Origin of the sequence: Chitinophaga sp. GbtcB8, assembly GCF_019091455.1 — a bacterium.
Lineage (GTDB): Bacteria > Bacteroidota > Bacteroidia > Chitinophagales > Chitinophagaceae > Chitinophaga.
The window spans coordinates 111,969-135,656 of the sequence record NZ_JAGXJN010000002.1; the positions used below are offsets into that span (position 1 = coordinate 111,969).

Annotated in this window: 16 protein-coding genes; 8 read left to right on the plus strand and 8 right to left on the minus strand. The window is 47.7% G+C overall.

All coding sequences use genetic code 11. The features are described from left to right. Positions 1-200 precede the first annotated feature (200 nt). Positions 201-1,712, minus strand: a complete 1,512-nt coding sequence (locus KVT36_RS03515) for a sigma 54-interacting transcriptional regulator (protein ID WP_217602117.1) — start codon at positions 1,710-1,712, stop codon at positions 201-203. A 100-nt stretch (positions 1,713-1,812) separates the two neighbouring features. Beyond that, positions 1,813-2,907: a VWA domain-containing protein gene (locus KVT36_RS03520; RefSeq protein WP_217602118.1), complete on the minus strand. Its 1,095-nt coding sequence runs from the start codon at positions 2,905-2,907 to the stop codon at positions 1,813-1,815. Positions 2,908-3,426: 519 nt separating this feature from the next. Here KVT36_RS03520 and KVT36_RS03525 point away from each other — a divergent pair. The 3 genes from KVT36_RS03525 to KVT36_RS03535 all read left to right on the plus strand — a co-directional run bounded on the left by KVT36_RS03525 (position 3,427) and on the right by KVT36_RS03535 (position 6,385). Beyond that, the gene (locus tag KVT36_RS03525; RefSeq protein WP_217602119.1) at positions 3,427-4,452 is read left to right on the plus strand and encodes an SDR family NAD(P)-dependent oxidoreductase; all 1,026 of its coding nucleotides are present in this window, start codon (positions 3,427-3,429) and stop codon (positions 4,450-4,452) included. Positions 4,453-4,519: 67 nt separating this feature from the next. Further along, a complete protein-coding gene (locus KVT36_RS03530) occupies positions 4,520-5,341 on the plus strand; it encodes an AraC family transcriptional regulator (RefSeq protein WP_217602120.1) in 822 nt (273 codons plus the stop codon). 195 nt (positions 5,342-5,536) lie between these two features. Beyond that, positions 5,537-6,385, plus strand: a complete 849-nt coding sequence (locus tag KVT36_RS03535) for a sugar phosphate isomerase/epimerase (protein ID WP_217602121.1) — start codon at positions 5,537-5,539, stop codon at positions 6,383-6,385. A 118-nt stretch (positions 6,386-6,503) separates the two neighbouring features. Here KVT36_RS03535 and KVT36_RS03540 read toward each other — a convergent pair whose 3' ends face one another. The 4 genes from KVT36_RS03540 to KVT36_RS03555 form a co-directional block, all read right to left on the minus strand. Then, positions 6,504-9,710, minus strand: a complete 3,207-nt coding sequence (locus tag KVT36_RS03540; protein WP_217602122.1) for a DUF2723 domain-containing protein — start codon at positions 9,708-9,710, stop codon at positions 6,504-6,506. A gap of 412 nt (positions 9,711-10,122) precedes the next feature. After that, positions 10,123-10,950, minus strand: a complete 828-nt coding sequence (locus tag KVT36_RS03545) for an S-adenosyl-l-methionine hydroxide adenosyltransferase family protein (protein WP_217602123.1) — start codon at positions 10,948-10,950, stop codon at positions 10,123-10,125. Positions 10,951-11,241: 291 nt separating this feature from the next. Further along, positions 11,242-12,264, minus strand: coding sequence for a hypothetical protein (locus tag KVT36_RS03550; RefSeq protein WP_217602124.1), 1,023 nt, complete (start codon positions 12,262-12,264; stop codon positions 11,242-11,244). Positions 12,265-12,407: 143 nt separating this feature from the next. Next, on the minus strand, positions 12,408-12,551 hold the full coding sequence (locus tag KVT36_RS03555; protein WP_217602125.1) for a hypothetical protein: 144 nt from the start codon (positions 12,549-12,551) through the stop codon (positions 12,408-12,410). A 254-nt stretch (positions 12,552-12,805) separates the two neighbouring features. Here KVT36_RS03555 and KVT36_RS03560 point away from each other — a divergent pair, with 254 nt between their 5' ends. Beyond that, positions 12,806-13,639 (plus strand): alpha/beta fold hydrolase, encoded by an 834-nt coding sequence (locus tag KVT36_RS03560; RefSeq protein WP_217602126.1) that lies wholly within the window; start codon positions 12,806-12,808, stop codon positions 13,637-13,639. Between the two features lie 12 nt (positions 13,640-13,651). Here the strand turns inward: KVT36_RS03560 and KVT36_RS03565 are convergent, their stop codons facing one another. After that, positions 13,652-14,710 (minus strand): PorP/SprF family type IX secretion system membrane protein, encoded by a 1,059-nt coding sequence (locus tag KVT36_RS03565; RefSeq protein WP_217602127.1) that lies wholly within the window; start codon positions 14,708-14,710, stop codon positions 13,652-13,654. A gap of 12 nt (positions 14,711-14,722) precedes the next feature. Beyond that, positions 14,723-19,597 (minus strand): PKD domain-containing protein, encoded by a 4,875-nt coding sequence (locus KVT36_RS03570; protein WP_217602128.1) that lies wholly within the window; start codon positions 19,595-19,597, stop codon positions 14,723-14,725. Between the two features lie 193 nt (positions 19,598-19,790). On the opposite strand from KVT36_RS03570, the gene KVT36_RS03575 reads away from it, so the two are divergent. The 4 genes from KVT36_RS03575 to KVT36_RS03590 all read left to right on the plus strand — a co-directional run bounded on the left by KVT36_RS03575 (position 19,791) and on the right by KVT36_RS03590 (position 23,678). After that, positions 19,791-20,348, plus strand: coding sequence for a 2OG-Fe(II) oxygenase (locus KVT36_RS03575; RefSeq protein ID WP_217602129.1), 558 nt, complete (start codon positions 19,791-19,793; stop codon positions 20,346-20,348). Between the two features lie 13 nt (positions 20,349-20,361). Next, complete coding sequence (locus KVT36_RS03580) at positions 20,362-21,048, plus strand: toxin-antitoxin system YwqK family antitoxin (RefSeq protein ID WP_217602130.1); 687 nt, start codon at positions 20,362-20,364, stop codon at positions 21,046-21,048. Positions 21,049-21,121: 73 nt separating this feature from the next. Further along, entirely contained in the window at positions 21,122-21,790 is a 669-nt protein-coding gene (locus KVT36_RS03585; protein ID WP_217602131.1) for a hypothetical protein, read from the plus strand. Positions 21,791-22,145: 355 nt separating this feature from the next. Continuing rightward, complete coding sequence (locus tag KVT36_RS03590) at positions 22,146-23,678, plus strand: family 43 glycosylhydrolase (RefSeq protein WP_217602132.1); 1,533 nt, start codon at positions 22,146-22,148, stop codon at positions 23,676-23,678. The last annotated feature ends 10 nt before the right edge of the window (positions 23,679-23,688 follow it).

The following is a 23,688-nucleotide window of genomic DNA, read 5'->3' on the forward strand; positions in this document are numbered from 1 at the left end:
TTGTGTTAGTTCGTGGAAAGGTTAGCAAGACAAGATAGCAAATGCAGCAGCAAAAAGCAAAAAGGGAGAAAGTAAAAAGTAAAAATGCAAAAAATAACAACCAGAATGAAACAAATGAATACCTTCTTTAAGGGCGGAGGGTAAAAAAAATGTCCTGCAGGGTGAGTGCAGGACATTTTGAGTATAAGGTAAGCCACATGTTAGAATGTATCTTCTTCCTGTTCTTCGTTGCCCATGGTGAAGTTCATCATGGTGCCAAGCAGGTCGCTGAAGCGGGTTTCGTTCTCCACCATCTTTTTGCTGATGAGGGAGTAGGCTGCCAGGCCATGCAGCACAAATTCCATGAGCAGCAGCTGCTCTTTGCCATTGGTGTGCGGGAACTTGCCCTTGATCAGGTCCTTCAGGCCATCTACTTTCTGGAGCGCGGTTTCATATTGTTTATCGCCTACATCCTGCAGCAGGTTCACAGTATTTCCTTTATCAAACCATTGAATAACGGCACGGTAAGGGTTTTCCTGGGCTGCGGCTGCCTGTTTGCTGCGCTTTTTAAATGAATCCGGGTTCGGGAAGTAGTTGGAGAACAGGGTGCGCATGGCTTTATCCAGCAGGTTAAATGCTACCTGCAGCGGGCCTTCCTGCTCCCCTTCATACACCAGCTCTATTTTACCGGTAATGGCGGGTACAATACCCTGCAGGTCGGCTATACGAACGTGCGTTTCCTTTTCTTTGTTGATGATGGCCCTGCGTTCGCCGGCGCTTACTGCATTTTCATATGCGGCAATGGTTAAGCGGGCGGATACGCCGCTCTTTTTATCCACGTACTCGCTGTTGCGGGCTTCAAATGCTACCTGCTCTATGAGGCGTTTTACCAGGTCGGATAAATGTACTTTCCCTTTCTGCTCATCGTGCACATCAGCTTCCTGTTCCGTGATCAGCAGGGAGTTCTCCACTGTTTTGGGATAGTGGGTAACGATCTGGCTTTCAATACGGTCTTTCAGCGGTGTTACGATGGCGCCGCGGTTCGTATAATCTTCCGGGTTAGCGGTGAATACGAACAGGATATCCAGCGGCATGCGCACTTTGAAACCCCTGATCTGTATATCGCCTTCCTGGAGAATGTTGAACAGGGCTACCTGTATACGGGCCTGCAGATCGGGCAGCTCGTTGATCACAAAAATGCCGCGGTTGGAGCGGGGAATGATGCCGAAGTGGATCACGCGCTCATCTGCATAACTCAGCTTCAGGTTAGCTGCTTTAATGGGATCTATATCCCCGATAAGGTCTGCTACGGATACATCCGGCGTGGCCAGCTTTTCGCCGTAGCGTGCATCGCGGGAGATCCATTCAATGGGCGTTTGATCGCCCTTTTCCGCTACAAGGTCGCGGCCGTAGCGTGACAGTGGATCAAAAGGGTTATCATTCACTTCTGATCCTGCTATGATGGGAATGTATTCATCCAGCAGCTCTATCATCTGGCGGGCCATGCGTGTTTTGGCCTGGCCGCGCAGCCCTAAGAATAAAATGTTGTGGCGTGACAGCAGGGCTCTTTCCGTATCGGGTATCACCGTATCATCATAACCGATGATGCCGGGGAAGGTATTTTCTTTCTGTTGCAGTTTACGAATGAGGTTTTGCCTGATCTCTTCCTTTACTGTTTTAGGTTTATAGCCGCTCTTTTTCAGTTCTCCCAGCGTTCTTATGTTCGTATTCATACAATAATTAATAATGAAGAATTAATAATTAATAGTCGGGTACTGCTACAATAATAGTGTATCCCGGTATTAATGGTGTGTTAAAATTGATGTGTGTTAATTACAGCATTTTCTTTTTCCCGCTTTCAAAGTCGTAGAACAGGAACTGTCCCAGTTTGTCGAGGCCGGAGAAAAAGGCCTTACCGTTGTTGGTTTCTGTAAATTCCGTCACAAATTTCTGCAGCCAGGGATCGGAGGCTACCATGAAGGTGGTGATGGGTATTTTCAGCTTTTTACATTGTGCGGCTAGGTTCAGCGTACGGTTCAGGATCTTGCGGTCCAGGCCAAAGCTGTTCTTATAGTACTGCTTCCCGTTCTTCAGGCAGGTGGGTTTGCCATCCGTGATCATAAAGATCTGCTTGTTAGGGTTGCGGCGGCGGCGCAGGATGTCCATGGCCAGCTCCAGGCCGGCTACCGTGTTGGTATGGTAAGGGCCTACCTGCAGGTAGGGCAGGTCTTTGATCTCTATTTGCCAGGCATCGTTTCCAAACACAATAATATCCAGCGTATCCTTGGGATAGCGGGTGGTGATCAGCTCACTTAGCGCCATGGCCACCTTTTTGGCGGGGGTAATGCGGTCCTCGCCATACAGGATCATGGAGTGTGAGATATCGATCATGAGCGCGGTGCTGGTTTGTGTTTTGAAGTCGGTTTCCTTTATTACCAGGTCGTCCTGGTTAATGGAAAAGGCTTCAATGCCGTGGTTGATCTGCGCATTGCGGAGGGAGTCCGTAACATCTATCTGTTCCAGCGGATCGCCGAACTGGTAGGCGCGGGTGTCTGCATTCAGCTCATCGCCCTGGCCGGATTTGCGGATATTATGATCCCCCATGGTAGATTTCTTCAGCTTGCCGAAGATCTCTTCCAATGCTTTTTTGCGGATATCCTGTTCGGTTTTGGCGGTAATGCTGATCTGGCCGCTCTCTTCATTTTCCCGGATATAACCTTTGTCTTTCAGCTCCTGTATAAAATCGCCTATACCATATTCTTCATTGGTCAGGTTGTATTCTTTATCCAGCTCTGTAAGCCATTGGAGGGCTTCCGTAACATCGCCGCTGGTATAAGTAAGCAACTGTGTAAAAAGGTTCAGGAGCTTCTCAAAGGGCGATTTGTCATCTTCACCAGGCACAAACCTGGAAAATTGTAATCCTCTCATCTGAATTTTGATTTCATCCTATGATTAATGCACCGTAATGATTGGTCTTCAGGGAGATCCATAGATCGAAGTGCTTTCGTGAGATCTGTGGGTTCCGTTCTTTTTAAAGCGTGAAGACGATCGTGTAAATTGAATTTTTAATGATTTCGTAAGAGAAGGCGCTTTGGTTGCCTCCGTGTAGTGTCTTTTTTTCCGTTTTTAATGCATCTCCGTTTTCATTTTCTAAAATTACGGAAAAGAGGAGAGAATTGGGAATTACGAATTATCAATTAGCAGTTAGCGGTTGGCAATTAGCAGTTAGCGGTTTTCGGAGATGGAAGCGAATGGAGAATAGCTGGCAGTTAAGCAGGGCTTTTGTGATTGGTGGTGGGATTGGATAGCTAAGTTAAAGTTTGACCTTCGTAACAAGATAGAAATATGATCGCGGGCCGTCTTTTGAACAAAGCATATTTCGCCTTTTGAACAAACCAGCCCGGCAAGTAATGTGTGAACTTTGCTTTTAATAAAATCATTAAACTGATGGAAACTAAAGCAAATAATTATTACGGCGCTTTACAGCAGCCCATAGGTTCGGGATTTGACGCAGCATCAACGGCCATGGACGTTATAAAGGGCATAGATCTTAGCGGAAAAACAGCTATTGTAACAGGCGGTTATGCAGGTATTGGCGTAGAAACTGTAAAGGCACTGGTTGCAGCTGGGGCAGCGGTGTATGTACCAGCCCGGAACCCCGAAAAGGCTACGAAGAACCTTACCGGAATACCCAATGTGACCGTACTGGAAATGGACCTGATGGATCCGGCCTCGATCAATGCCTTTGCGGATCAGTTCCTGGCGCTGCATAAACCATTACACCTGCTGATCAACAATGCGGGTGTTATGTTGACGCCTTTACGCCGTGATGCCCGTGGTTATGAATCGCAGTTCTCCACCAATCACCTGGGGCATTTTCAGCTGACAGCCCGCTTGTGGCCGGCCTTAAAGAACGCAAACGGAGCCCGGGTGGTCAATGTTTCGTCCTGGGGACATCATATGGCGCCCCTTGACCTGGATGATCCTAATTTTGAGCATCAGCCTTATGACCCCTCAGCTGCCTATGCCCGTGCAAAAACAGCGAATATTCTTTTTACGGTAGAACTGGATAAGCGTGCGCAGGCCGCTGGAATAAGGTCCTATAGCCTGCATCCGGGCGCTATAGCAGGAACTGACCTGGGCCGTGACCTATCCCATGAAACGTTAAGCGCTTTCGGGATCTATAATGAAGACGGCAGTTTCCGGCACGACCCTTATAATGGTTACAAAAACCTGGAAGAGGGCGCCTCTACTACCGTTTGGTGCGCCACCAGCCCCAAATTGGCGAATATTGGCGGCGTTTATTGTGACGATACTGAAGTGGCGCCGCTGGATAAGGAATGGAAAGGTTACAACCCGGAAAAATTCGTGATGACCAAAGGTGTAACACCGGAAGCTGTTGATGCGGAAAACGCTCAAAAGCTCTGGGCGCTGAGCGAGCAATTAACCGGCATTAAATTCGCCGTGGAATAAACTACTTTAAGGAACGCATCTTTCAATGAGGATTGATGCGTTCCTTTGTAATATCAAAAGTTATATCATGTCTACATACTGGACTGCTTCAGAAGAGATCATGCTGCCCTGTATCCAGGATAAGTATCTCAAGCTCGACCTGCTTTCGGGGGATCACTCGTTTGGCCACCTTATATCCGGTGAGGTAAAGGTTATTATTGCCGATCAAACCTATATTTTAAAGCCGGGGGATACCTGGTTCTGTCCCCGTAACCAGCTGGCAACGTTCATCAAATATTCTAAAGACGGCAAACCTTACAAATCGATCACTATCAGCCTCCGGGAGGAACGACTGAAAGCCTACTATACCCGCCATGAGCCTGTGCTAACACCTTGCCAGGGCCATGGTATCAGGAGCTATGGGACCCACCCTTTGCTGGAAAGCTTTTTCGGCTCGCTGCTCCCATACTTTGAGCTGGAAGAAGGTATTCCGCCGGCGATCGTATCCGTAAAACTGGAAGAGGCGATCACCATTCTGCGTACGCTAGACCCCACCATAGACCGCTGCCTGGCAAATTTTTCTTTGCCTGGTAAGATAGACCTGGTTGATTTTATGGAGAAGAACTTTATGTTTAACATGCCGCTGCTGAAGTTTGCCTACTTTACCGGCCGCAGTCTCACTACTTTTAAAACGGACTTCAAAAAGGCATTCTCTGTAAGCCCGCAGCGGTGGCTGACGCAAAAACGGTTGGAGCTGGCCCATTATGAGCTCAGCGAGAAAGCCCGCAAACCGGCGGATATTTACCTGGAAGCAGGATTTGAAAACCTGTCGCATTTTTCCTTTGCTTTCAAGAAGCATTTTGGGTATTCGCCTACGGAGATACCGCGGGGAGTGGCAGTTAGCAGTTAGCTGTTGGCGGTTAGCTGTTGGGGGAGATGGAGTTATATGGGAATGGGGGAGCGCATGGAATGGGAGCGGAGAAGGATGGTAGGAGATGTATGGGGATGGAGTGTAGGTTTTGAGAGGGGGGGAATTAATTCCCTTGCATTGTTGGGCAAAAGCCATTATTTTTCAACTATCTAACTAAACAAATATTTAAAAAGCATGAAAAAACTGATGAACGTGTTCCTGCTGGCGGGTGCCCTCACCACCACAGGAGCAGCCTGGCAGGCGGCCCATGCACAGGCCAAAGCAGATGATATGGGATGGCAGCTGAGCGCACAGGCCTATACCTTTAACCGTTTTACCCTGGCAGAAGCGCTGGACAAAATGGACAGCTGCGGTATACAGTATGTAGAATGTTACTCCAGCCAGCAGATCGGCGATGGTATTGAAGGTACCACGGATTTTAAAATGCCGGCCTCCCGCCGCGAGCAACTGAAAGCATTATTTAAAAAGAAACATAAAACCCTGGTGGCATACGGCGTGGTATCGCCCCAAAATGAAGCAGAATGGAAGCAGATGTTTGACTTTGCCAAAGATATGGGCATAAAGGTGATCACTGCTGAACCCAAGGATGAGCATTGGGACCTGATCTCCAAACTGTGCGATCAATACCAGATCAAAGTAGCGATCCACGACCACCCGAAACCAGCCCATTACTGGACTCCCGACAGCGTGCTGGCAGCTATACAGGGCAGAAGCCCGTTGTTTGGCGCCTGTGCTGATATTGGCCACTGGGTACGCTCCGGCCTGGACCCCGTTGAGTGCATTAAAAAACTGCAGGGCCATGTACTGAGCCTGCACCTGAAAGATATGAGCGAAAAATCACCCAAAGCTCATGATGTGATCTGGGGACAGGGACACAGCAATATTGTTGGTGTGCTGAAAGAGCTGAAAAAACAGCATTTTAAAGGGAATATGTCTGCGGAGTATGAATACCATTGGGAGAATAGTGTACCGGAGGTGAAGGCGAGCGCGGAGTTTTGGAAGGCGCAGGTAGCGAAGCTGTAGCATTGTAGCAAGATGTACTTAATAATCATTTGAAATAAAAGCGGAAGGTTTGAAGTTAAAGGCGATTGATGCCTGCTTCAAACCTTCCGCTTTTGTATTTGTGTTAATTACGAATTAACTACTTCCCGCTATCCGGTACAGTATTGATGCTGCCGGGTAGCTCACGTTGTTTGGTGCTGTCGCCAAAGTCGTTCTTCATGCGTTGCAGCAGGGAAATGAACTGTTCGGCCAGCTGGCCATCGTGCTGCAGATCGTTGCTTAACTTGCCGGAGGGCAGGGAGCGGTAGTACTGCAGCTGCTGCTGGCAGTCGCGGGTGATCTTGCCTGCAATTTCATTGGCTTTCTTCACGTCGCCGGCCAGGTAATATGCATATGCTGTTTGCAGAGAGCTATAGTTATGCATGTTGTTGGGGGCTGTCATGGCATACGGGAAAGTACTTTCCAGCAGGTTCTTGTCAGCCTTATTCAGCACGGTGAGCGCAGAATCTTTTGCGCCATCCTGCGCCAGCACGGTTCCTAAACGCGTATAGGCGTTACGGAGGTACTGCAGCAGCTTGCGGTTAGGTTCGTCAAAGTAAGTGGTGCTGGTGTTGGCGCCGCCAAAGTCGAACTTCGTCATCAGGTTCTTGTACATCACCGGTGAATTTACATTGAAATCCGCGCCCAGCATATCGTTGTTAGGCTCTTTATGCATGGGCACCAGGCGGTAGGTTAAACCATCCATCTGCAAATAATCATTCAGGCCCAGGTCTGTGGGGCTGGTGAAGTAGATGGGGCGTTTCCAGTCATTGGCAGCAATAATATCGTATACAGCCAGGTCGTTCTTCAGCAGGTAGCTTTTAGATATCTGGAAGGGCAGCTGCGGTTGTACTTTGGCGCTATCCTTAATATCCACTACACCGGCTTTGATCACGGCGGCTACATTCACCGGTATGAACAGCTTTTGAGTGGGCAGGAAGTTTTCCTGGCTGCCATCTGTGGTGCTGAGCTTAGCGCGGGGATCATCGGATGCCATGAAGCCCATTACTTCTTTCAGGTTGTAGAATTTATCCTGCGGGAACACACCTGCATCGTAGAAGCGGATGTAGTTGCGGTTCTCGCCGCGGTATTTGTCGGCGCTCCAGGTCATGGGCACGGGATCGCTCTGGTTCACTTTCTGGCGCTGCTGATCTATGTACCAGTCTACGCCCAACAGGCTCAGGTTGATCACGCGTACATCCGGACGGATGTTTTCCACTTCCTGGGCATACCATAAAGGATAAGTATCGTTATCACCTACGGTGAACAGGATGGCGTTGGGTGCGCAGGATTCCAGGTAATCTTTGGCCACGTCGCGTGCTACGGTTTTGGTAGAGCGGTCGTGGTCATTCCATTCCTGGCTGCCCATTAATACCGGTACGGCCAGTATACACAGGGCTGATGCCAGCGGTGCGGAGATCTTTGGCTGTTTGAGCTTTTCCTTAAAGAACTCATATACAGATAATACGCCCAGCCCTATCCAGATTGCAAAGGCATAGAAGGAGCCTACGTAAGCATAATCACGTTCGCGGGGCTGGTTACCGGCCTGGTTCAGATAAATAACAATCGCAAAACCGGTGAAGAAAAAGAGCAGGCCTACGATCAGGCTATCCCTGCGGTGTTTCTTATAATGGTATAATAAACCAATAATGCCCAGGATCAGCGGCAGGAAGAACAGGCGGTTGTGGGCCTTGTTATCTTTTAAGCTGTCCGGCATGTTGGACTGATCGCCATACAGGAAGTTGTCCAGGAAGGGGATACCGGAGATCCAGTTACCATCGCGTACGTTGCCATAGCCCTGGGTATCGTTCTGTTTCCCAACAAAGTTCCACATGAAGTAGCGGAAGTACATGAAATTCACCTGGTATCCCAGGAAGAACTTGATGTTATCTGCAAAGGAGGGTTTTTCGCCCTGCTGCAGGCCCAGGTAGGTGCGGTAGTAATCCGCGTGTCCCTGGTCGTTGCTGCCGTCCCATACGCGGGGAAACAGCATTTTATCGTCGGCGGCATATACGGGTTCTACCTTTTTGCCGGCTATTTCATATTTATCTTTTCCACGGGCATATACGTTACCGGTTTCTTTGTACTCGGTTGGGCGGGCGGTGAACACCTGTCCATATACCAGCGGGAAATCGCCATACTGCTCGCGGCCCAGGTATCCTACCAGGGAAATGGGATTGTCCACATTATACATATCTACAGATGGGTTGGCGGTTGAGCGCACCATAGTAGTAACATATGTGGAGTAACCCAATAACAGGAAGAGGATACACGAAATAGTGAGCTTGCTGAAATGTACGGTAGATGCGGCATTTGTTTTTATGCCTGCCAGCTTCAGGAAGTACGGGATCAGCAGCACAGCGGCGGCTATTACCAGCTTTACCAGGATAACGCCACCACCATCGGTTGTATTAAATGCGGGGATGATGATCACGGAGGCTATCAGGATAAGCGGGGCGTAGAGGCCCAGCTTTGCATTGCGGTAACCTAACAGCAGCACCACTACCAGCGCTATAAAATAAAAGGCAAAACCGGTGAAGAAGGGCATGCTCAGGCTGTTTACAAAGAATACATCCATGTAACCGGATGCCTTGATGGTATCCTGGATAATGAACTTCTGTACCAGGCCGGTTATGGCACAACCTACTATAAAGGCCCAGAAAGTGCCCCAGGCGGTTACTTTGTAACGTTTGAAATAGTATACCATTACCATGGCGGGAATGGTTAACAGGTTCAGTAAGTGTACGCCAATGGAAAGGCCCATCATAAAGGCTATGAACACGATCCAGCGATCGGCATAGGGTTCATCTGCCTCGTGCTCCCATTTCAGGATAGCCCAGAATACCAGGGCGGTGAACAGGGATGACATGGCATATACTTCGCCTTCAACGGCGGAGAACCAGAAAGAATCTGAAAAGGTATAAGCTAAAGCGCCAACGATACCGGCGCCCATGATAGCGATCATTTTTTCGCTGCTGATCACTTCACCGGGGGCTACCATTAAACGGCGGGCAAAGTGGGTGATGGTCCAGAAAAGGAAAAGGATAGTGAAACCGCTGGAAAGGGCCGACATAAGGTTTACGCCCAGGGCAGCTTCAGAGGGTTTCAGGAACATAGTGAACAATCTTCCCAGCAACACGAACAATGGGGCTCCGGGAGGGTGAGGCACCTGCACTTTGTAAGCGCTGGAAATGAACTCACCGCAGTCCCATAAACTGCCGGTAGCTTCCATTGTCATGATATACACAGTGCAGGCTATTATACAAATTACCCAGCCTACAATGTTATTCGTCCGTTTAAAATTCATTACGTTGGGTTTAAATTCCGACAAAAATAGAAAAAGTAGCAAATTATGGTATTTAGCGAAACAGATTTAACTTTTTATATAATATCTTTTTATGTATGAAAAATAAGGGAAGAGTGGCGGTTGGCAGTCAGGGGTAGGGTAATGTGGGGTTTTATGTAGGGGGGAGGAGTTGCGCAGGGATGTTAGTAGGGGAAAAGGGGTGTTTTAGGAGGAAGGGACCCTGGTTGCACCCGAATTGCGCACGGGTTGCGCACGGGTTGCAGCGCCATTACGGGGTTTTGAAAGCAGGGAAATGGTTAGTAATCAGCGGGTAATGGTGAAAAGTGTGAATATCGGGAAGTGGAGGGTGGTTTGAATACCGGGACTGGCTATTGCGGAAAAAAAACCTGCGTGTTGTTTTTTTGTGTTAAGGTCATTCAAAAATAATACGCACCGTTTGATAAAAAGAGAGGTGCTGGTAACCGCCGGATTGCGTAAGCTGGTCACGGCCAAAGCTTTGCAGGCCAAACAGGCCGGCGGCATTGCCTTTATTGATGGCAATTTCCAGGTAACCGGCGGCATTGAACAGGGCCAGCTTCTGGCCTTCCGCCACATCGGCATAGGTTTCGGAGAGCTGGTTAATGACCTCATCCCGGCGGAAGAAGATCTTGAACTTACGCTGCCTGCGGTGTTCTTCAAACTGCTGGCGGGTAATGTTCACTACCACGTTCTCGAAATTGTCGATATGGATGATCTGTCCTTCAATATAATCGTCGCCGGTAAGGGGCTGCAGGTTGTTCTTAATGGTAATATCCGTAGCGGGTGTGCCCAGCTGCTCCCAGGGCTGCCCATCCTGGATGCTCTTTAATGCCTGGGTAAACCGTTGTATAATGGTAAAGGTGTTCTTTGGTTTGGTGCTGTCCAGCTGCAGCTTCAGCACTTTAATGGCCTGGCCGCCGGTGATCATGGAGATCAGGCCGTTATCCGCGCAGCCAATGTATTGGCCATTCCATTCGGCCAGCAGCACGTGATCTGCTTTACGGTCAAACAGGTTAATGAGCACGATATGAAAGGTGGCGGGCGGGTACCAGGCAAAGGCGCTTTTGCAGATGTAAGTGGCCTGTGGTAAGTTAAAGGGGGAGATGTGATGGGTGATATCCGCCACGTGACAACCCGGACAGTCCTGCCACAGCTGCCCTTTGATGGCACCTACGAGGTAATCCTGATAACCGATGTCTGATGTGAGCGTGATAATGGACATGTACAATCAATCCGTATTCCTGTTCTTATAATTCCCTGCTTTTCCCTGGCCAGGCCGGGGTTTACTCAAAACTAAGTGCAAAGAAAGGTAAAAAATGGTGATTACCAATTGCAATTAGCGCTAAGTAATGCACTGTGGGTATTTAGGCGCGGGCGCCAGCCCTTGCCTGCTGATGAATGTGAGGGGTGGAAGTAGCAAGGAATGTGCCGGATATATGGTATTACGTGAACGGATGTATGTAATTAGCGGTTGGCAGTTAGCGGTTAGCGGTTAGCTGTGGGCGGTTGGCGGTCAGGAGGTAGACTCTTCCTCTTCTATCACCACTGGTTCCTCTGCTTCTGGCTCAGGAGCCTCCGTTGGTTCTGCTGTTGCAGAAGGGCTTTCCGCTACAGCGGAAGCTGTTTTTGCCGGCGCCGGTTTCTTTTTAGCCCATGAGGCTATACTAAATGCTTGTCCCTTTTGGATCTTTTCATTTTTTTCCTTTTGCTCTTTCCCCTTTTTTTCTTCACGTTTTCTTTTTTCTTTAGCCCTCCTTCGTGCTTCTGCTGATAGATTCTTTATTCCCCATTTATAAAGTATTTCTCCTGCCTCGTCATTCCAATAATGTAAGCCTAATTCAAACGTGTCATTTTCTACCTGTCCGGTGGCAGGACTAAGTAACGGCAACTCCTTCCTAAGCAATGGTGTATTTTCATTAAAGGCAGCTGTTGCAAGTTTATGGCCCGGGTTAGCAACATTAGCCCAGTTAACATATCTTGTTGCCTGGGCAACGGCATTCTCTACCCCGCCCTCCGGTTTTATTTCATAGATATCTTTGTCTTTTACCATATCTGCATAATGCCATGCTACGTCTGGTGGTACTGGTGGTATGCCGTATTCCCGTATCCAGCCACCATTTGCTTTTTGTATAAACTCATGTGCAACAGTCCCTTTGTCCTCATCATTAATTACATATCCGCGTTGTATATCGGCATCAGAGAATACACCTTCAACCGTAAGCCCGCTATCTTCATAATTAGCCACCCATTGCAATTGCTGGGGGGCGCATCTTCTCTGCAGCACATGAGCGCCGGTGCTTTCTTTTTTTTGCAAAGCCGGCTGCAGCCGTTCCTGTTTTTGCTGCACGGCAGACCATGATTCCTGTGGGGTGTGCCCTTGATGCCCGGTTTCAACAGGTTCCTCCGCTGCAAGATCTTTTAAAAGCTGAAGTGGCGCAACCGCTGGTTTAGCGGCGCCGGTGTGTGTGCTGTTATTGGTGGCAGCAGGTACCCTGGCGGCAGCATTTGATGGGGCGTTTGTTTGTACTTGTTGCATAGGTAAAGGAGAGAGAGAAGATAAGCATTTAATTACCCAAAACAAAGTATGCTGCCCTATAACATTTGAGATATCATATGATCATATGCGTGTGATGTGAAAAGCCGGAATGCTCTAACATCCCGGCTTCTTATTAATGGTGTTTACCGGTAATACCCATGCCCATGATGATGGTGATGATAATGCGGACGGGGATGATAATAACCCGGTCCCCTGCTTTCAACCATGCAGCTGCTGAATCCTGCAATAAGTGCTACTGCGATGATGAAATATTTTAATGGTTTCATGCTTATAAGTTTTGAATGTGATGAATAGCTCAAAGTGGAACGTCTGCAGGCGGTTTCTACTTTTTGGTTTCGTTATAGTAAATGACAAAACTGTGCCAGACCGGCATTGGGAGTGTTATTTATTGTTAAGGGAAGGCAAACATTAACAGTGTTTAACGCATGGGCTGACGCATTCCACCCTGTAAATTGACGTACCTGCGGCCTGCATTATTAAGCGCCCCGGTGTAAGTTTGTGCTATCGAAAACGCTATAACATGCCAAGAATAATAATTATATTTTTACTGATCATAACACATTTACAAATGAATGCACAGCAGCAACCTACAGGCCGTTACGCAGCAGTGAACGGGTTACAGATGTATTACGAGATCCATGGCAGCGGTAAACCACTGGTTTTACTACATGGCGGCGGATCTACCATTGAATCTACCTTTGGCAGGATATTGCCGGAGCTGGCTAAAACCCAGCAGGTAATTGCTATTGAGCTGCAGGCGCATGGGCATACGCTGGATGCTGACCGCCCGTTTGGTTTTGCAGAGGATGCGGATGATGTAGCAGCGTTACTGAAACAGCTGCAGATACCCAAAGCGGATGTTATGGGCTTTAGCAATGGGGGCACGTCGGCCCTGGAGCTGGCTATACGCCACCCGGAAGTAGTTAACAAGCTGGTGCTGGCTTCTGCCGCTTACAAACGTTCCAATATGGTGCCCGGCTTTTTTGACGGTATGCAACATGCTACGCTGGATAATATGCCGCCTTTGCTGAAAGCCGCTTACCTGAAAGCCAACCCGGACCCGAAAGGATTACAGGCTATGTTTAACCGGGACAGTAACCGGATGCTGACCTTTAAAGACATCAGCGATGCAGATATAAAAGCCATACAGGCGCCAACGTTAGTACTGAATGCTGATGCTGATGTAATACTTCCTGAGTCTGCGCTGGCACTATCCCGTTTGCTGCCGCATGCGCAGCTGGCCATACTGCCGGGCGGGCATGGTGATTATATCGGAGAGATCTGCGCACCGGACCCAAATAGTGTAATACCTGCTCTGGTAACGGCCATGATTGTGGAGTTCCTTAAAAAATAATGCGTTTCTTTTTTACCGGCGGAAGTTAGGGCAGAGGGTTTGCCGGCGCTCGCTTTGCCGGGTGTTCAGGAAACCGCGGTAGGATAATACCAGTTCCAATCCTCCGCGGTATTTTGATGCAGTGGCCAGCTTATCAATGTTCACATCGTAGCTCATACCTACCATAAAATTATACAGCTGTAGCTGTATAACGGGTATAACGGCATCGCTCATACGATAAAGTACACCGCCGGTAATGATCTGCTGCTCATCTCCAAAAAAATCATGACTTAACATTACGCCTGCCTGCATGGAGCTGATGCCTACGGGCGTAAAACGTTCGCCAAATTGTTTGAAATAATCTGCGTAAATAATGAAGCGGTCTTTTTCGCTGGTGGGGGTTGAGAGCCCGGCATTGAGGGCCAGCTTCCTGTTCAGGGTAATGGTGTGGCCGTCGTAAAAGCCTACCTGTGGCCTTTTAAGATGGAATAAGCCGATGCCGGCGAAATAATCTGTTTGCTCTTTTATAACACCGTTATAACTTAAACCGGTGGAGAAGTCGAAATAGTTAATGCTGGTATTGTTAAAGACCTGGCGGGAAGATGGCAGGATACTGAAGGCGCCATTGCTGCCGGCCACGAACTGGTCGTTCATTACCAACTTACTGGGATCAAACCGCTGCTGCATTAAACCGCCCATGAAAGCTACGGATAAATAGGAATTATGTTCCCTGCTGAGCGGGAAGCTGTAGTTAACTGCCGGCAGTATTTGTGTAGTGCTGAACTCTGAGGTGCCTGCCACATCGCGCATGAGCTGCAGGCCAATGGTAAGGTTATCATCGCTCATAAAACCAGGGGTGAGCTTAACTTCCGAGCTTAAGGCAAACGTACGATAGGGGATGGTAACGCTTTGCCACTGGTTACGGTAGGATGCTGTAATTCTTACATCGCCTTCAAAGATGCCGGCTAATGCGGGGTTGCGCAGCAAGGGCTGGTCATAGAACTGGGAGAAACCCACATCCTGCGCAGCTGCTGTTAAAATAAGCCGGCAGCTAATAAGGAGTAAACAACCTGTTTTATAATACCGTTTCATAAATAAGTTGTTTTAGAGTAATGTAACATTGCCTTTGAAAGTATAGGGGACACCATTCTCGCAGATCACCTCTACGGTGTAGATGTATACACCGGTATCTGCCAGCTTTCCGTTCACGCGGCCATCCCAGCCAAAGTCAGGGCTGTTGGGCGCAAAATTGCTTCTTTCAAAGAGCATCTTTCCCCAGCGGTTAAAGATCCTGAATGATTTAACCGCGTTAATGCCGCTGGCCCTTACCATCAGCTTCCTGTTTTCCGGCACATTTCCATTTGGTGCAAAGGCATTGGGAATAAACACCTGCGAGCTTTGGCAAAATACTTTCACACACAGCTCATCGCTCCCGGTACAGCCGTATACGTTAGTAACCGTTACGTTATAACAAACATCATTTTTTATATTGGCTATGGGTGCGGAACAGGCGGCATCATTACAATCCAGGTCCTGCAGGGGCGTCCAGGTGTAGGATTTTATGGGTAAGATACCCGGATCGGTTGCGTTGGTAATTACCGGATCAAGCGGTAAGCGGTAGCCTGTAGGCAGCGTAAGCGTATCCTGCGCAAATTTTACAACAGGGTAGCCGCCTATTTGTATCAGCGTATCGGTGCTTGCGCTGCAGCCTGTTTCAGGAGAGCTGACTGTTATGGTATAGATGCCTGCATCCTCAACCTTTACGCTGTTGATGCCGGCATTGGGCGCGTTAACCGGGAATCCCCGTCCCGGGCCTTTCCATACATAATTAATAGCTGCATTACCGGGGATGGAGCTGGAAGCCTGCAGCACAAGATCTTCGCCCACACACAAGGGTGTTCTGGTAGTAATAATTGGTTTGGAAGGTGATTGTTTGATAAGCACCTCAAAGCTTGCCGGCAAGGAGATACAGTTGTTTTGCATGGCATATACTACATATGTACCTGTATACGCCTGCGTGGCGGAAGGGAAGGTGATCACGGTATTGCGCACCGTATCTGCATAAGGGCCAAAGGCCGGGCCGGCCCAAACATAATTAATAGGGCCTGCCTGCTCACTGGTAGCGGTGAGCGCAGTAAGTGTTAAGGGCATTTCCGTACATAAGGGCGGGTTATAACCTGCCACTGGCGCTGCGGGCGGGGAAGGATCCCTTAAAATAAATACATCCGGTATTTTTTGCGAGCTGCAGCTGCCGGTTGTTTCCACATACATGTTGGAATAAGTGCCTGCAGTTAGCGGTATGGTAATGTTGCCGGCAGCATCTGTGCTGCCGGTAAATGTTTGTGCCAGCTGGAACTTGTTGTAATGCACCACTACGGGAATATTGGGTAAGGCGCCGTTATTCAGGTCCTTCACATTTAATACAACCGCGCCTGATGGTACGCCGCAGGCAGTGGGGTTGGTAAAGGATGAACTTACAATTTTAACCGTGGGATGCACGATGGCTATGATCTTTGACTTCGGACTTTCACATCCATAACTGTTTGTTTGGCTTACATAATAGGTGAATTGTGCGGGCGCAGCTGTGCTGATAACCGGCGCCGCATTTAACAGCCCCCCGTTTTGATCATACCATTTAAGCGTGGTGCCTGGTAAGGCATTTACGTGTAAAGCAGCTGGCGGGGCTGCCATGCAGAAATGCGCAGTATCGGTAAGCGGTGCGGGTGTGGCCGGTTTTACTGTTAGCAGCAAATCATAAGACGCGCCGGCACAGGGTTTTTGTGCAGGATTGGTAGGTATTACCCGCACTGTGAGCACCTGGCCGGCAGCACCGGTATTTGTAAAAGATAAAGCAATAGCAGCATTGGGGCCGGATGCTGCACCCGCGCTGATACCAGCTACATTTGCGGGCAATGGCCCCACAACAGCCCATGTATAGGTAGTGCCTGCAACGGTGGAAGCAGGTATAAACACGGCTGTTTCACCGGAGCAAATGGATTGCGCGGGTGTTGGGAATGTTATTACCGGGCTTTCCTCTATCTGCACCGTGGTGCTGGTAACATAACCCGGGCAGGGAGGTGCAGCTGCAATGGTATACGTTACCGTATAAGTGCCTGCTGTGCTCAGGGACGGATTAATAGCGCCGGTGGCTGCATTGATGGACAGGCCTGCAGTGGAGCTAAAGACGCCGCCTGCAGTACCTGATAGTGAAACGGGTTGTGGAACAGCGTTGCTGCCGCAATATGGGGAGCCTGCATAGCTGATAGCGGCTGTTGGTGTATTGTTTACGGTAACTGTTGTTGTGGTGCTGTAATCTGCGCAGCCACCAGTACCTGCTACGGTATATTTTATCGTGTATACGCCTGCGATAGCTCCTGCAGGATTAATAATACCTGATGATGTAATGATGGGTAAACCTATTGCCGGTGTAATGGAGTAAGTACCGCCCGGTGTTCCGGTAAGTATTACTGCTACCGGTAAGTTGGGCGTAGTTGGCGTGTTAGCCACATTACACAGGGTGGCCGGTGTATAGGAAATAGTAGCTGAGGGTGCGCGGGTAACCGTAACCTGGGCGGTTGTTGTAAGTCCCGGGCATGGCGCAGCTGGTGTTATGGTATAGGTTACGGTATAATTGCCGGGTGTACTGGTAGCGGGGGTAATAACACCTGTTGCTGCATTGATGGTTAATCCTGCGGTGGAGCTGAAAGTACCGCCGGCACTGCCGGTAAGGGTTACAGGGGTGGCTGCATCTGCCGTACAAATGGGTGGATAGCTGATAGTGGCTGCCGGCGCGCCATTCACCGTAACTGTTGCCGTAGTAATATAATCCGTGCAGCCCCCTGTACCGGGAATGGTATACCTGATCGTATATACGCCGGCGGCAGCACCGGTGGGGCTGATGGTACCTGTGTTTGGATCTATTGTTAACCCGGCAGGTGTTATTGAATACGTGCCTCCGGTTGCACCGGTATGGGTTACCGCAACCGGCGGCGTATTGATATTACAGAGTACGGACGGGGTGTAGGAAATAGCTGCTGTGGGGCTTGTATTCACTATTACCGTGATGGATGCCCTGGGCCCTTCACCGCAGCCTGTAACCTGGCTTACATACCAGGTGGTGCTGCCCGGAGTGGCTGTTGAAGGCGTGGGAGCAGTGGAAGAACCCACGCCGCCGGCAGGGGTGGTGTACCATAACAAGCCGCTTCCATTTGCAGTTAAAGGAACAGCCGTTTGGTTTTGACAATAAGTAACAGGAGAGGTGACACCCGGCGCTGTGGCCAATGCGTTAACAGTAACAGTAATGGCTGCACGCGGACTTTCGCAGCCATTGATGGTTTGACTTACGTACCAGATAGTGCTGCCCACTGTTGCTGTTGATGGTGTTGGGGCAGTGGGTGAACCTGTGCCGCCAGTAGCGGTGGTGTACCATAATAAACCAGTGCCTGTGGCTGTAAGCGGGGTAGCTGTTTGATTAAGGCAAAGCTGCACGGGTGTTGTTACACCCGGCGCGGCGGGGATAGCATTTACGATCACAGAAACAGGCACGCGTGTGCTTTCACAATGAGCGGGAAGTGTTTGGCTTACGTACCAGGTTTGCGTGCCCGGAACATTTGTGGATGGCGTAGGGGCGGTAGCGGATCCTGTACCGCCGGTAGCGCTGGTGTACCATAACAAGCCGGTACCGGCGGCCGTAAGCTGCGCTGCAGGCTGGCCCTGGCAGTAAACCGGGGAGGGAGCTGCAACTGTGGGTGGCGGAGAAATGGGGCTTACGGTTACGGTTTTTATTTTAGTGTTGGCGCCACAACCGGTATTGGCTGCCGTTAGCTTAACGGTATAAGTGCCGGGAGCGGCGTAGGTATGGCAGGGCGGATCTTCTAAAGTGGAGGTGGTGTTATCTCCAAAATCCCATAGAAAAGTACTTATTCTGCTACAGCCGTTACCGTTATAGCCACCCACTGTTTTATTGGTAAAACAAACAGGCGTATTAATACAAACGGGTGAAGGCGGTGCATCGAAGTCCGCAACAGGCTTCAGCCTTATAATGATCTGGTTGAGCGTATAGGTGGTGGTAAAACACCCGTTGATAGCTTTTAGCGTTGCTGTAAAATCAGGAGAGGGGCAGGAGGATGTATTGTACCTATGGGTTAATAAATGCGTAATGTTTGAGGCCTCCAATGGATGCGTTAAAATAACATGCGGTGTGTTGTCGCCAAAATCAACATCGTAAGTAGTGCCGGGTGTATTATTAAACCAGTTACCGATCTGAAATTCCACATCTGCCGGCGCACATAAGCCGGTGGTAGAGGAGGTGGTGGTAAAGCTGGCTAATGGATTTTTACCATTATAGAACTGGTAAACAGCGCTTTGGGTACAGCCGTTTGCGGGCGTAATAGTGAGCGTTAGCGGGAAATAACCCTGTGTGGTATAGATATGGGAAATTTGCGCTCCTATGGGCCAGTCTGTTTGTGTAAAAACGGGTGTGTTATCGCCCCAGTCAATTTGATAAGTGTTGCCCGTGGCTGTGACAACAGAATTATTACTTACTGTGAGCTTGTAGGTGGTATTGCCATCACAGTTGGTAAAAGGATCATCTACGGTGCTTATGTCTGTTAAAACCGGTTTGGGAGCAGGTAGTACGGTTAAGGTGCCAGTGCTGGTAACCGAGCCATTTGCAGGAGTAGTTACGGTTATTTGCCCGCTGACAGCCTGGTCTGAAACAGTAGCGGTTATACTGGCAGCACTGTTTACGGTAAAATTAACTGCATTGGTATTGCCGAATTTTACCTGGGTGGCGTTGGTGAAATTTGTTCCGGTAATGGTAACCTGCTGGCCCTGACAAGCAGGATTGGGTGAGAAGGATGTTATTGTGGGCGCCTGTGCGTGGATGATGTTTGTAATTAGTAAAAAATATATATTATAGAAAACAATTAAACCTAATTTGTTGGCGCGTAAATAAAAGCTGGGGGGAGATGAACGCATAGTACTCTATTGCCTGTTAGGGATTAAAGAATAACAACCGTGGAGAGGGTTTTGTTTAAAAAAACATGGATTGGGAAAGGGAGGGGAGATGTTGTGCTTGGTAATATCACTGAAAATAGTTTTCTTTGCGTCATAATAACACAAACAACCCCGGCTTTTATATTGCTTCATAAAAGCTGCCTTAAATTTTCTTATGGAAAAGCAGGTTTATACCCAGGACATTTTCACCATTACAAATTTTTTTAGCCCGGAAGAATGCAATGCTCTTATTGAAAAAAGTGAAGCCATTGGTTATGAGGAAGCGATGGTAGATGTGGGCGGCGGAGAACAGCGTATGATCAAAGGCGTCAGGAATAATGAACGGGTGTTGTATAAAGATGAAATTTATGCTGCTCTTATCTGGGATCGGCTGAAGGAGTTTGCACCGCAAGGAAATTTTGACCGTACGGCATGCGGATTGAATGAGCTGTTCCGTTTTTACAAATACAGCCCCGGCCAGCGATTTAAAATGCATAAGGATGGCAGCTTTGTAAGGGACCCTTCAGAAGCCAGCCAGTATACTTTTATGATATACCTGAATGATGGATACAGCGGTGGGGAAACGGTGTTTGCATCCGGTGAAGTTATCCGGCCGCAGTCCGGTACAGCGCTTGTTTTTTATCATCCGTTGCGGCATGAAGGAACGTTGTTAACGGATGGCGTGAAGTATGTTTTGAGAACGGATATTATGTATAGGGTGGAGGCTTTGTAAATAAATCCATAGTATGAATTATAGCATTATAGCCTGGTTACTTATGTTTTCTTTAATTGGATGTAATAGTCAGGAAACAAGAAGAACCTATTATAAAAGTGGAAAGATTGAATCAGAGATCACTTACAGGGACGGAAGAAAAAACGGGGAGGCCAGAGAATTTTACGAAAATGGAAAGTTGAAAAGCCATTATCAGTTTGTGAATGACACTCTTAACGGTAATATGATTGAATATTTTGCGGATCAAACCATAAAGGCGAAAGGTTTTTTTTGGAGAGGCAGGGCTGTAGGTCCTGTCAGGGACTATTACGGTGGTAAAGAAGTATTATATAATGAAAGAGACTGGAATTCGAATGTATACTATGTTAAAAAATATGATACAAGTGGGGCACTTATAAAAGAGGAAGGAGTTGCAGTGAGTCCTGGCATATTTGAAAATTTCCCGGGCACTATGGTGCCATCAGAAGTTGCTTACAAAATATGTTTATTTTATGCAGCTCCTGATGGGTATAAAAACTATATAAAGGGTGAACTAAATGGAGAAAAAATAGGTATAAAATTGAATAGTAATCATATTGCGACTTTCGATACAGTATTTACCAAGGCTGGAAATTATACATTTAAGGTGGTTAGCTCTTTATATAAAGAAGGCTCCTTATTTAGAAAGGATAGTATTCTAAAACAGATAAATGTATTTTAGTTTACGAAAAGCTTCTCATTGATGGTTCAAGTTGAAGGAGAGTTTGGATTAAAGTTTTATAATGTTGGTAAAGATGTTAACTAAAACAGTAAAAATTTTCGCAATCGGGCTTATTGCTTTTTCCTGTAAGAATATCAATGGAGATGTGAAATATTGTGGTTTTAGCTTTAAAAAACTAAATCCTTCTTCAGATTGTACAGATGGGCTTGAAATAACGGCTAATTATAGAAAAAATCAACTAAACTCTTTAGAATACAAACATAACAACGTTTGTATTAAACAAGATACTTTAATGTATCATAACGAGATACCCTTCTTTTTTTCCAAGACCAGATTCCAGCTAAACAAACTACTCAGGATTTCAACGCGGATCTTAGATACATCCAGAACTTTTATACTCAAAAAGGGGAATTCCAATTATGTAATTGCTTTTATAGAAAGCTATCTTAGCGATTCCTCCATCAGGATACAATTTCCATGGAAAAGGAAAATACGACCGGTTAAGTTTAATTCCAGGTTACTGGATTCTCTGGCCCATTATTATAAATATGAATCTTTATTTAATGAAAGCTTAAAAGTTAACTATCACTATTCGAAAGGAATGTTATACTTTAAAATAATTGAAGATTACGGAAGCTGGCAGGGTCAAGGCCCCGATTACGATAGTATAATAAATAATACGGGCAATATTTATCTTGACATAGAAGCTGTTGAAGATAAGCGTATTTTAGGTTACCAATAGCAACCGGAGAGCATGTAAGCGTTTTAAGTATAGGCATGTCCCTTTGGAAGATTTTGACAATATGCATTTTTCAACAGGTATTGTGCAACTCCCTTGCCTATAGGATGAAATGAATTTAACATCTGCAGCACCGGCATGAGTTCCTCTGGTGTTGGCTGTCTTTTTGTGGTCATTTAATCAAAGTTAACGCATTTGATTAGTTTTTAATATATGGTCCGAGGGAGACAAAGAGATACGGCCTAAAATACCATAAAGATGACCTCAGGAAAATATGGACAAACGTTTGGGCGTTGTTATGTAAATTACTGCCTTAGTACCGAAAACCCAATCTTTATAACCCAACAAAACCCACGCTATGAAAACTACTCAGTTGTTAGTCCTATGCGCTTTATCCGCTATTGTATTATTATTCCAGCGTTGTGAAAAACCATCCAATGCAGCATTGGAAAAGCTATCAGGCTCCCCAGCTATAGAAAGCGCTAATACGGCTTTGAGCGCTTCGCCCATTTTTACCAATGCATTGCCTTCTATAGATAATGGCAGCTATTACGATCCCTGGGTGATCAGGGTAGGCGCTTATTATTACTATTGCGGATCTGACGGCGGCCGTTTGTGGATCACCAGATCCGCAACCTTGCAGGATATTTTGCTGCCCGCAAAAACATATATTTTCACCCCGCCTGGCGGCACCATGTATTCCGGTAACCTGTGGGCGCCGGAGCTGCATTACCGCAGTGGAAGATGGTATGTGTATTTTGCTGCGGATGATGGTAATAATGCCAACCACCGGATGTATGTATTAGAAGGCGACTCCAACGCCAATGATCCCCTGGATGGCGCTTATAATTTTAAAGCGAAGTTAAGCGCCACTACAGACCGCTGGGCCATAGACGGATCGCCTTTTGATTTCAACGGCCAGCAATATTTTGTATGGTCGGGCTGGGAAGGCACTAATAATGTTTCGCAGCTGATATACATTGCCCGCATGAGCAATCCTTACACTATTTCCGGCGAAAGAGTAGAAATTTCAAGACCGGATTATGCCTGGGAAAAAGTAGGTTCGCCTACGGTGAATGAAGGCCCTACGCCGCTCATAAGCGGTAATACGGTAAACATTATTTACTCTGCAAGCGGCAGCTGGACAAATGATTATTGCCTGGGCCGCATTTCCTGCACCAATGGCGATCTGCTAACAAAAACATCCTGGAACAAACCCAATACAGCTGCATTTTCCAGGTTCGGCAATGTGTATGGCCCGGGGCATGCTTCTTTTGTAAAGTCGCCGGATGGTATTCAATCCTGGATCGTATATCATTCCGCTAACAGCGATGGTTCAGGATGGGACAGGAGAGTAATGACCCAGCAATTTTCCTGGGATGGAGATATTCCTTATTTCGGATATCCTATTGAAAAAGGCATCCCCATTCCTTCACCTTCCATAGGCAGCAGCTATGCCATGCCTATTGCCAACGGGATCTATAAAATTAAGTCGAAAGTTACCAGCCAATGTGTGGATGTGCCCAATGGCACTACCACTGCAGGTGTACAGATACAGCAGTGGACAGACTATGGCAATACCGCGCAGCAATGGAACTTCATCAGCCTGGGTAACGGGTATTATAAGATCAAATCCGTTGCTTCCAATTTATGCCTGGATGATGCGGGAGGATCATTAAACGCGGGGAATATCCTGATCCAGTGGACGGATAATAACAACATAGCGCAGCATTGGCGGGTGCAGGATATGGGTAACGGGTACTTTAAGCTCATAAACCGCAGAAGCCTGATGGCGTTAAATGTTCCTTACAGCAACCAAACGCCGGGCACCAAGCTGGAACAGTGGTATGAGAACCAGTATGATGCTGAGCTGTGGCAGATCATTCCTTAAAGCGCTATTC

Bases quoted from the DNA above. Each gene is read 5' to 3' on its own strand.
- KVT36_RS03565 (WP_217602127.1), bottom strand. From the start codon at position 14,710: ATGAAACGGTATTATAAAACAGGTTGTTTACTCCTTATTAGCTGCCGG.
- KVT36_RS03555 (WP_217602125.1), bottom strand. From the start codon at position 12,551: ATGAAACCATTAAAATATTTCATCATCGCAGTAGCACTTATTGCAGGA.
- KVT36_RS03560 (WP_217602126.1), top strand. From the start codon at position 12,806: ATGCCAAGAATAATAATTATATTTTTACTGATCATAACACATTTACAA.
- KVT36_RS03545 (WP_217602123.1), bottom strand. From the start codon at position 10,950: ATGTCCATTATCACGCTCACATCAGACATCGGTTATCAGGATTACCTC.
- KVT36_RS03580 (WP_217602130.1), top strand. From the start codon at position 20,362: ATGAATTATAGCATTATAGCCTGGTTACTTATGTTTTCTTTAATTGGA.
- KVT36_RS03525 (WP_217602119.1), top strand. From the start codon at position 3,427: ATGGAAACTAAAGCAAATAATTATTACGGCGCTTTACAGCAGCCCATA.
- KVT36_RS03590 (WP_217602132.1), top strand. From the start codon at position 22,146: ATGAAAACTACTCAGTTGTTAGTCCTATGCGCTTTATCCGCTATTGTA.
- KVT36_RS03535 (WP_217602121.1), top strand. From the start codon at position 5,537: ATGAAAAAACTGATGAACGTGTTCCTGCTGGCGGGTGCCCTCACCACC.
- KVT36_RS03520 (WP_217602118.1), bottom strand. From the start codon at position 2,907: ATGAGAGGATTACAATTTTCCAGGTTTGTGCCTGGTGAAGATGACAAA.
- KVT36_RS03575 (WP_217602129.1), top strand. From the start codon at position 19,791: ATGGAAAAGCAGGTTTATACCCAGGACATTTTCACCATTACAAATTTT.
- KVT36_RS03570 (WP_217602128.1), bottom strand. From the start codon at position 19,597: ATGCGTTCATCTCCCCCCAGCTTTTATTTACGCGCCAACAAATTAGGT.
- KVT36_RS03515 (WP_217602117.1), bottom strand. From the start codon at position 1,712: ATGAATACGAACATAAGAACGCTGGGAGAACTGAAAAAGAGCGGCTAT.
- KVT36_RS03585 (WP_217602131.1), top strand. From the start codon at position 21,122: ATGTTAACTAAAACAGTAAAAATTTTCGCAATCGGGCTTATTGCTTTT.
- KVT36_RS03550 (WP_217602124.1), bottom strand. From the start codon at position 12,264: ATGCAACAAGTACAAACAAACGCCCCATCAAATGCTGCCGCCAGGGTA.
- KVT36_RS03540 (WP_217602122.1), bottom strand. From the start codon at position 9,710: ATGAATTTTAAACGGACGAATAACATTGTAGGCTGGGTAATTTGTATA.
- KVT36_RS03530 (WP_217602120.1), top strand. From the start codon at position 4,520: ATGTCTACATACTGGACTGCTTCAGAAGAGATCATGCTGCCCTGTATC.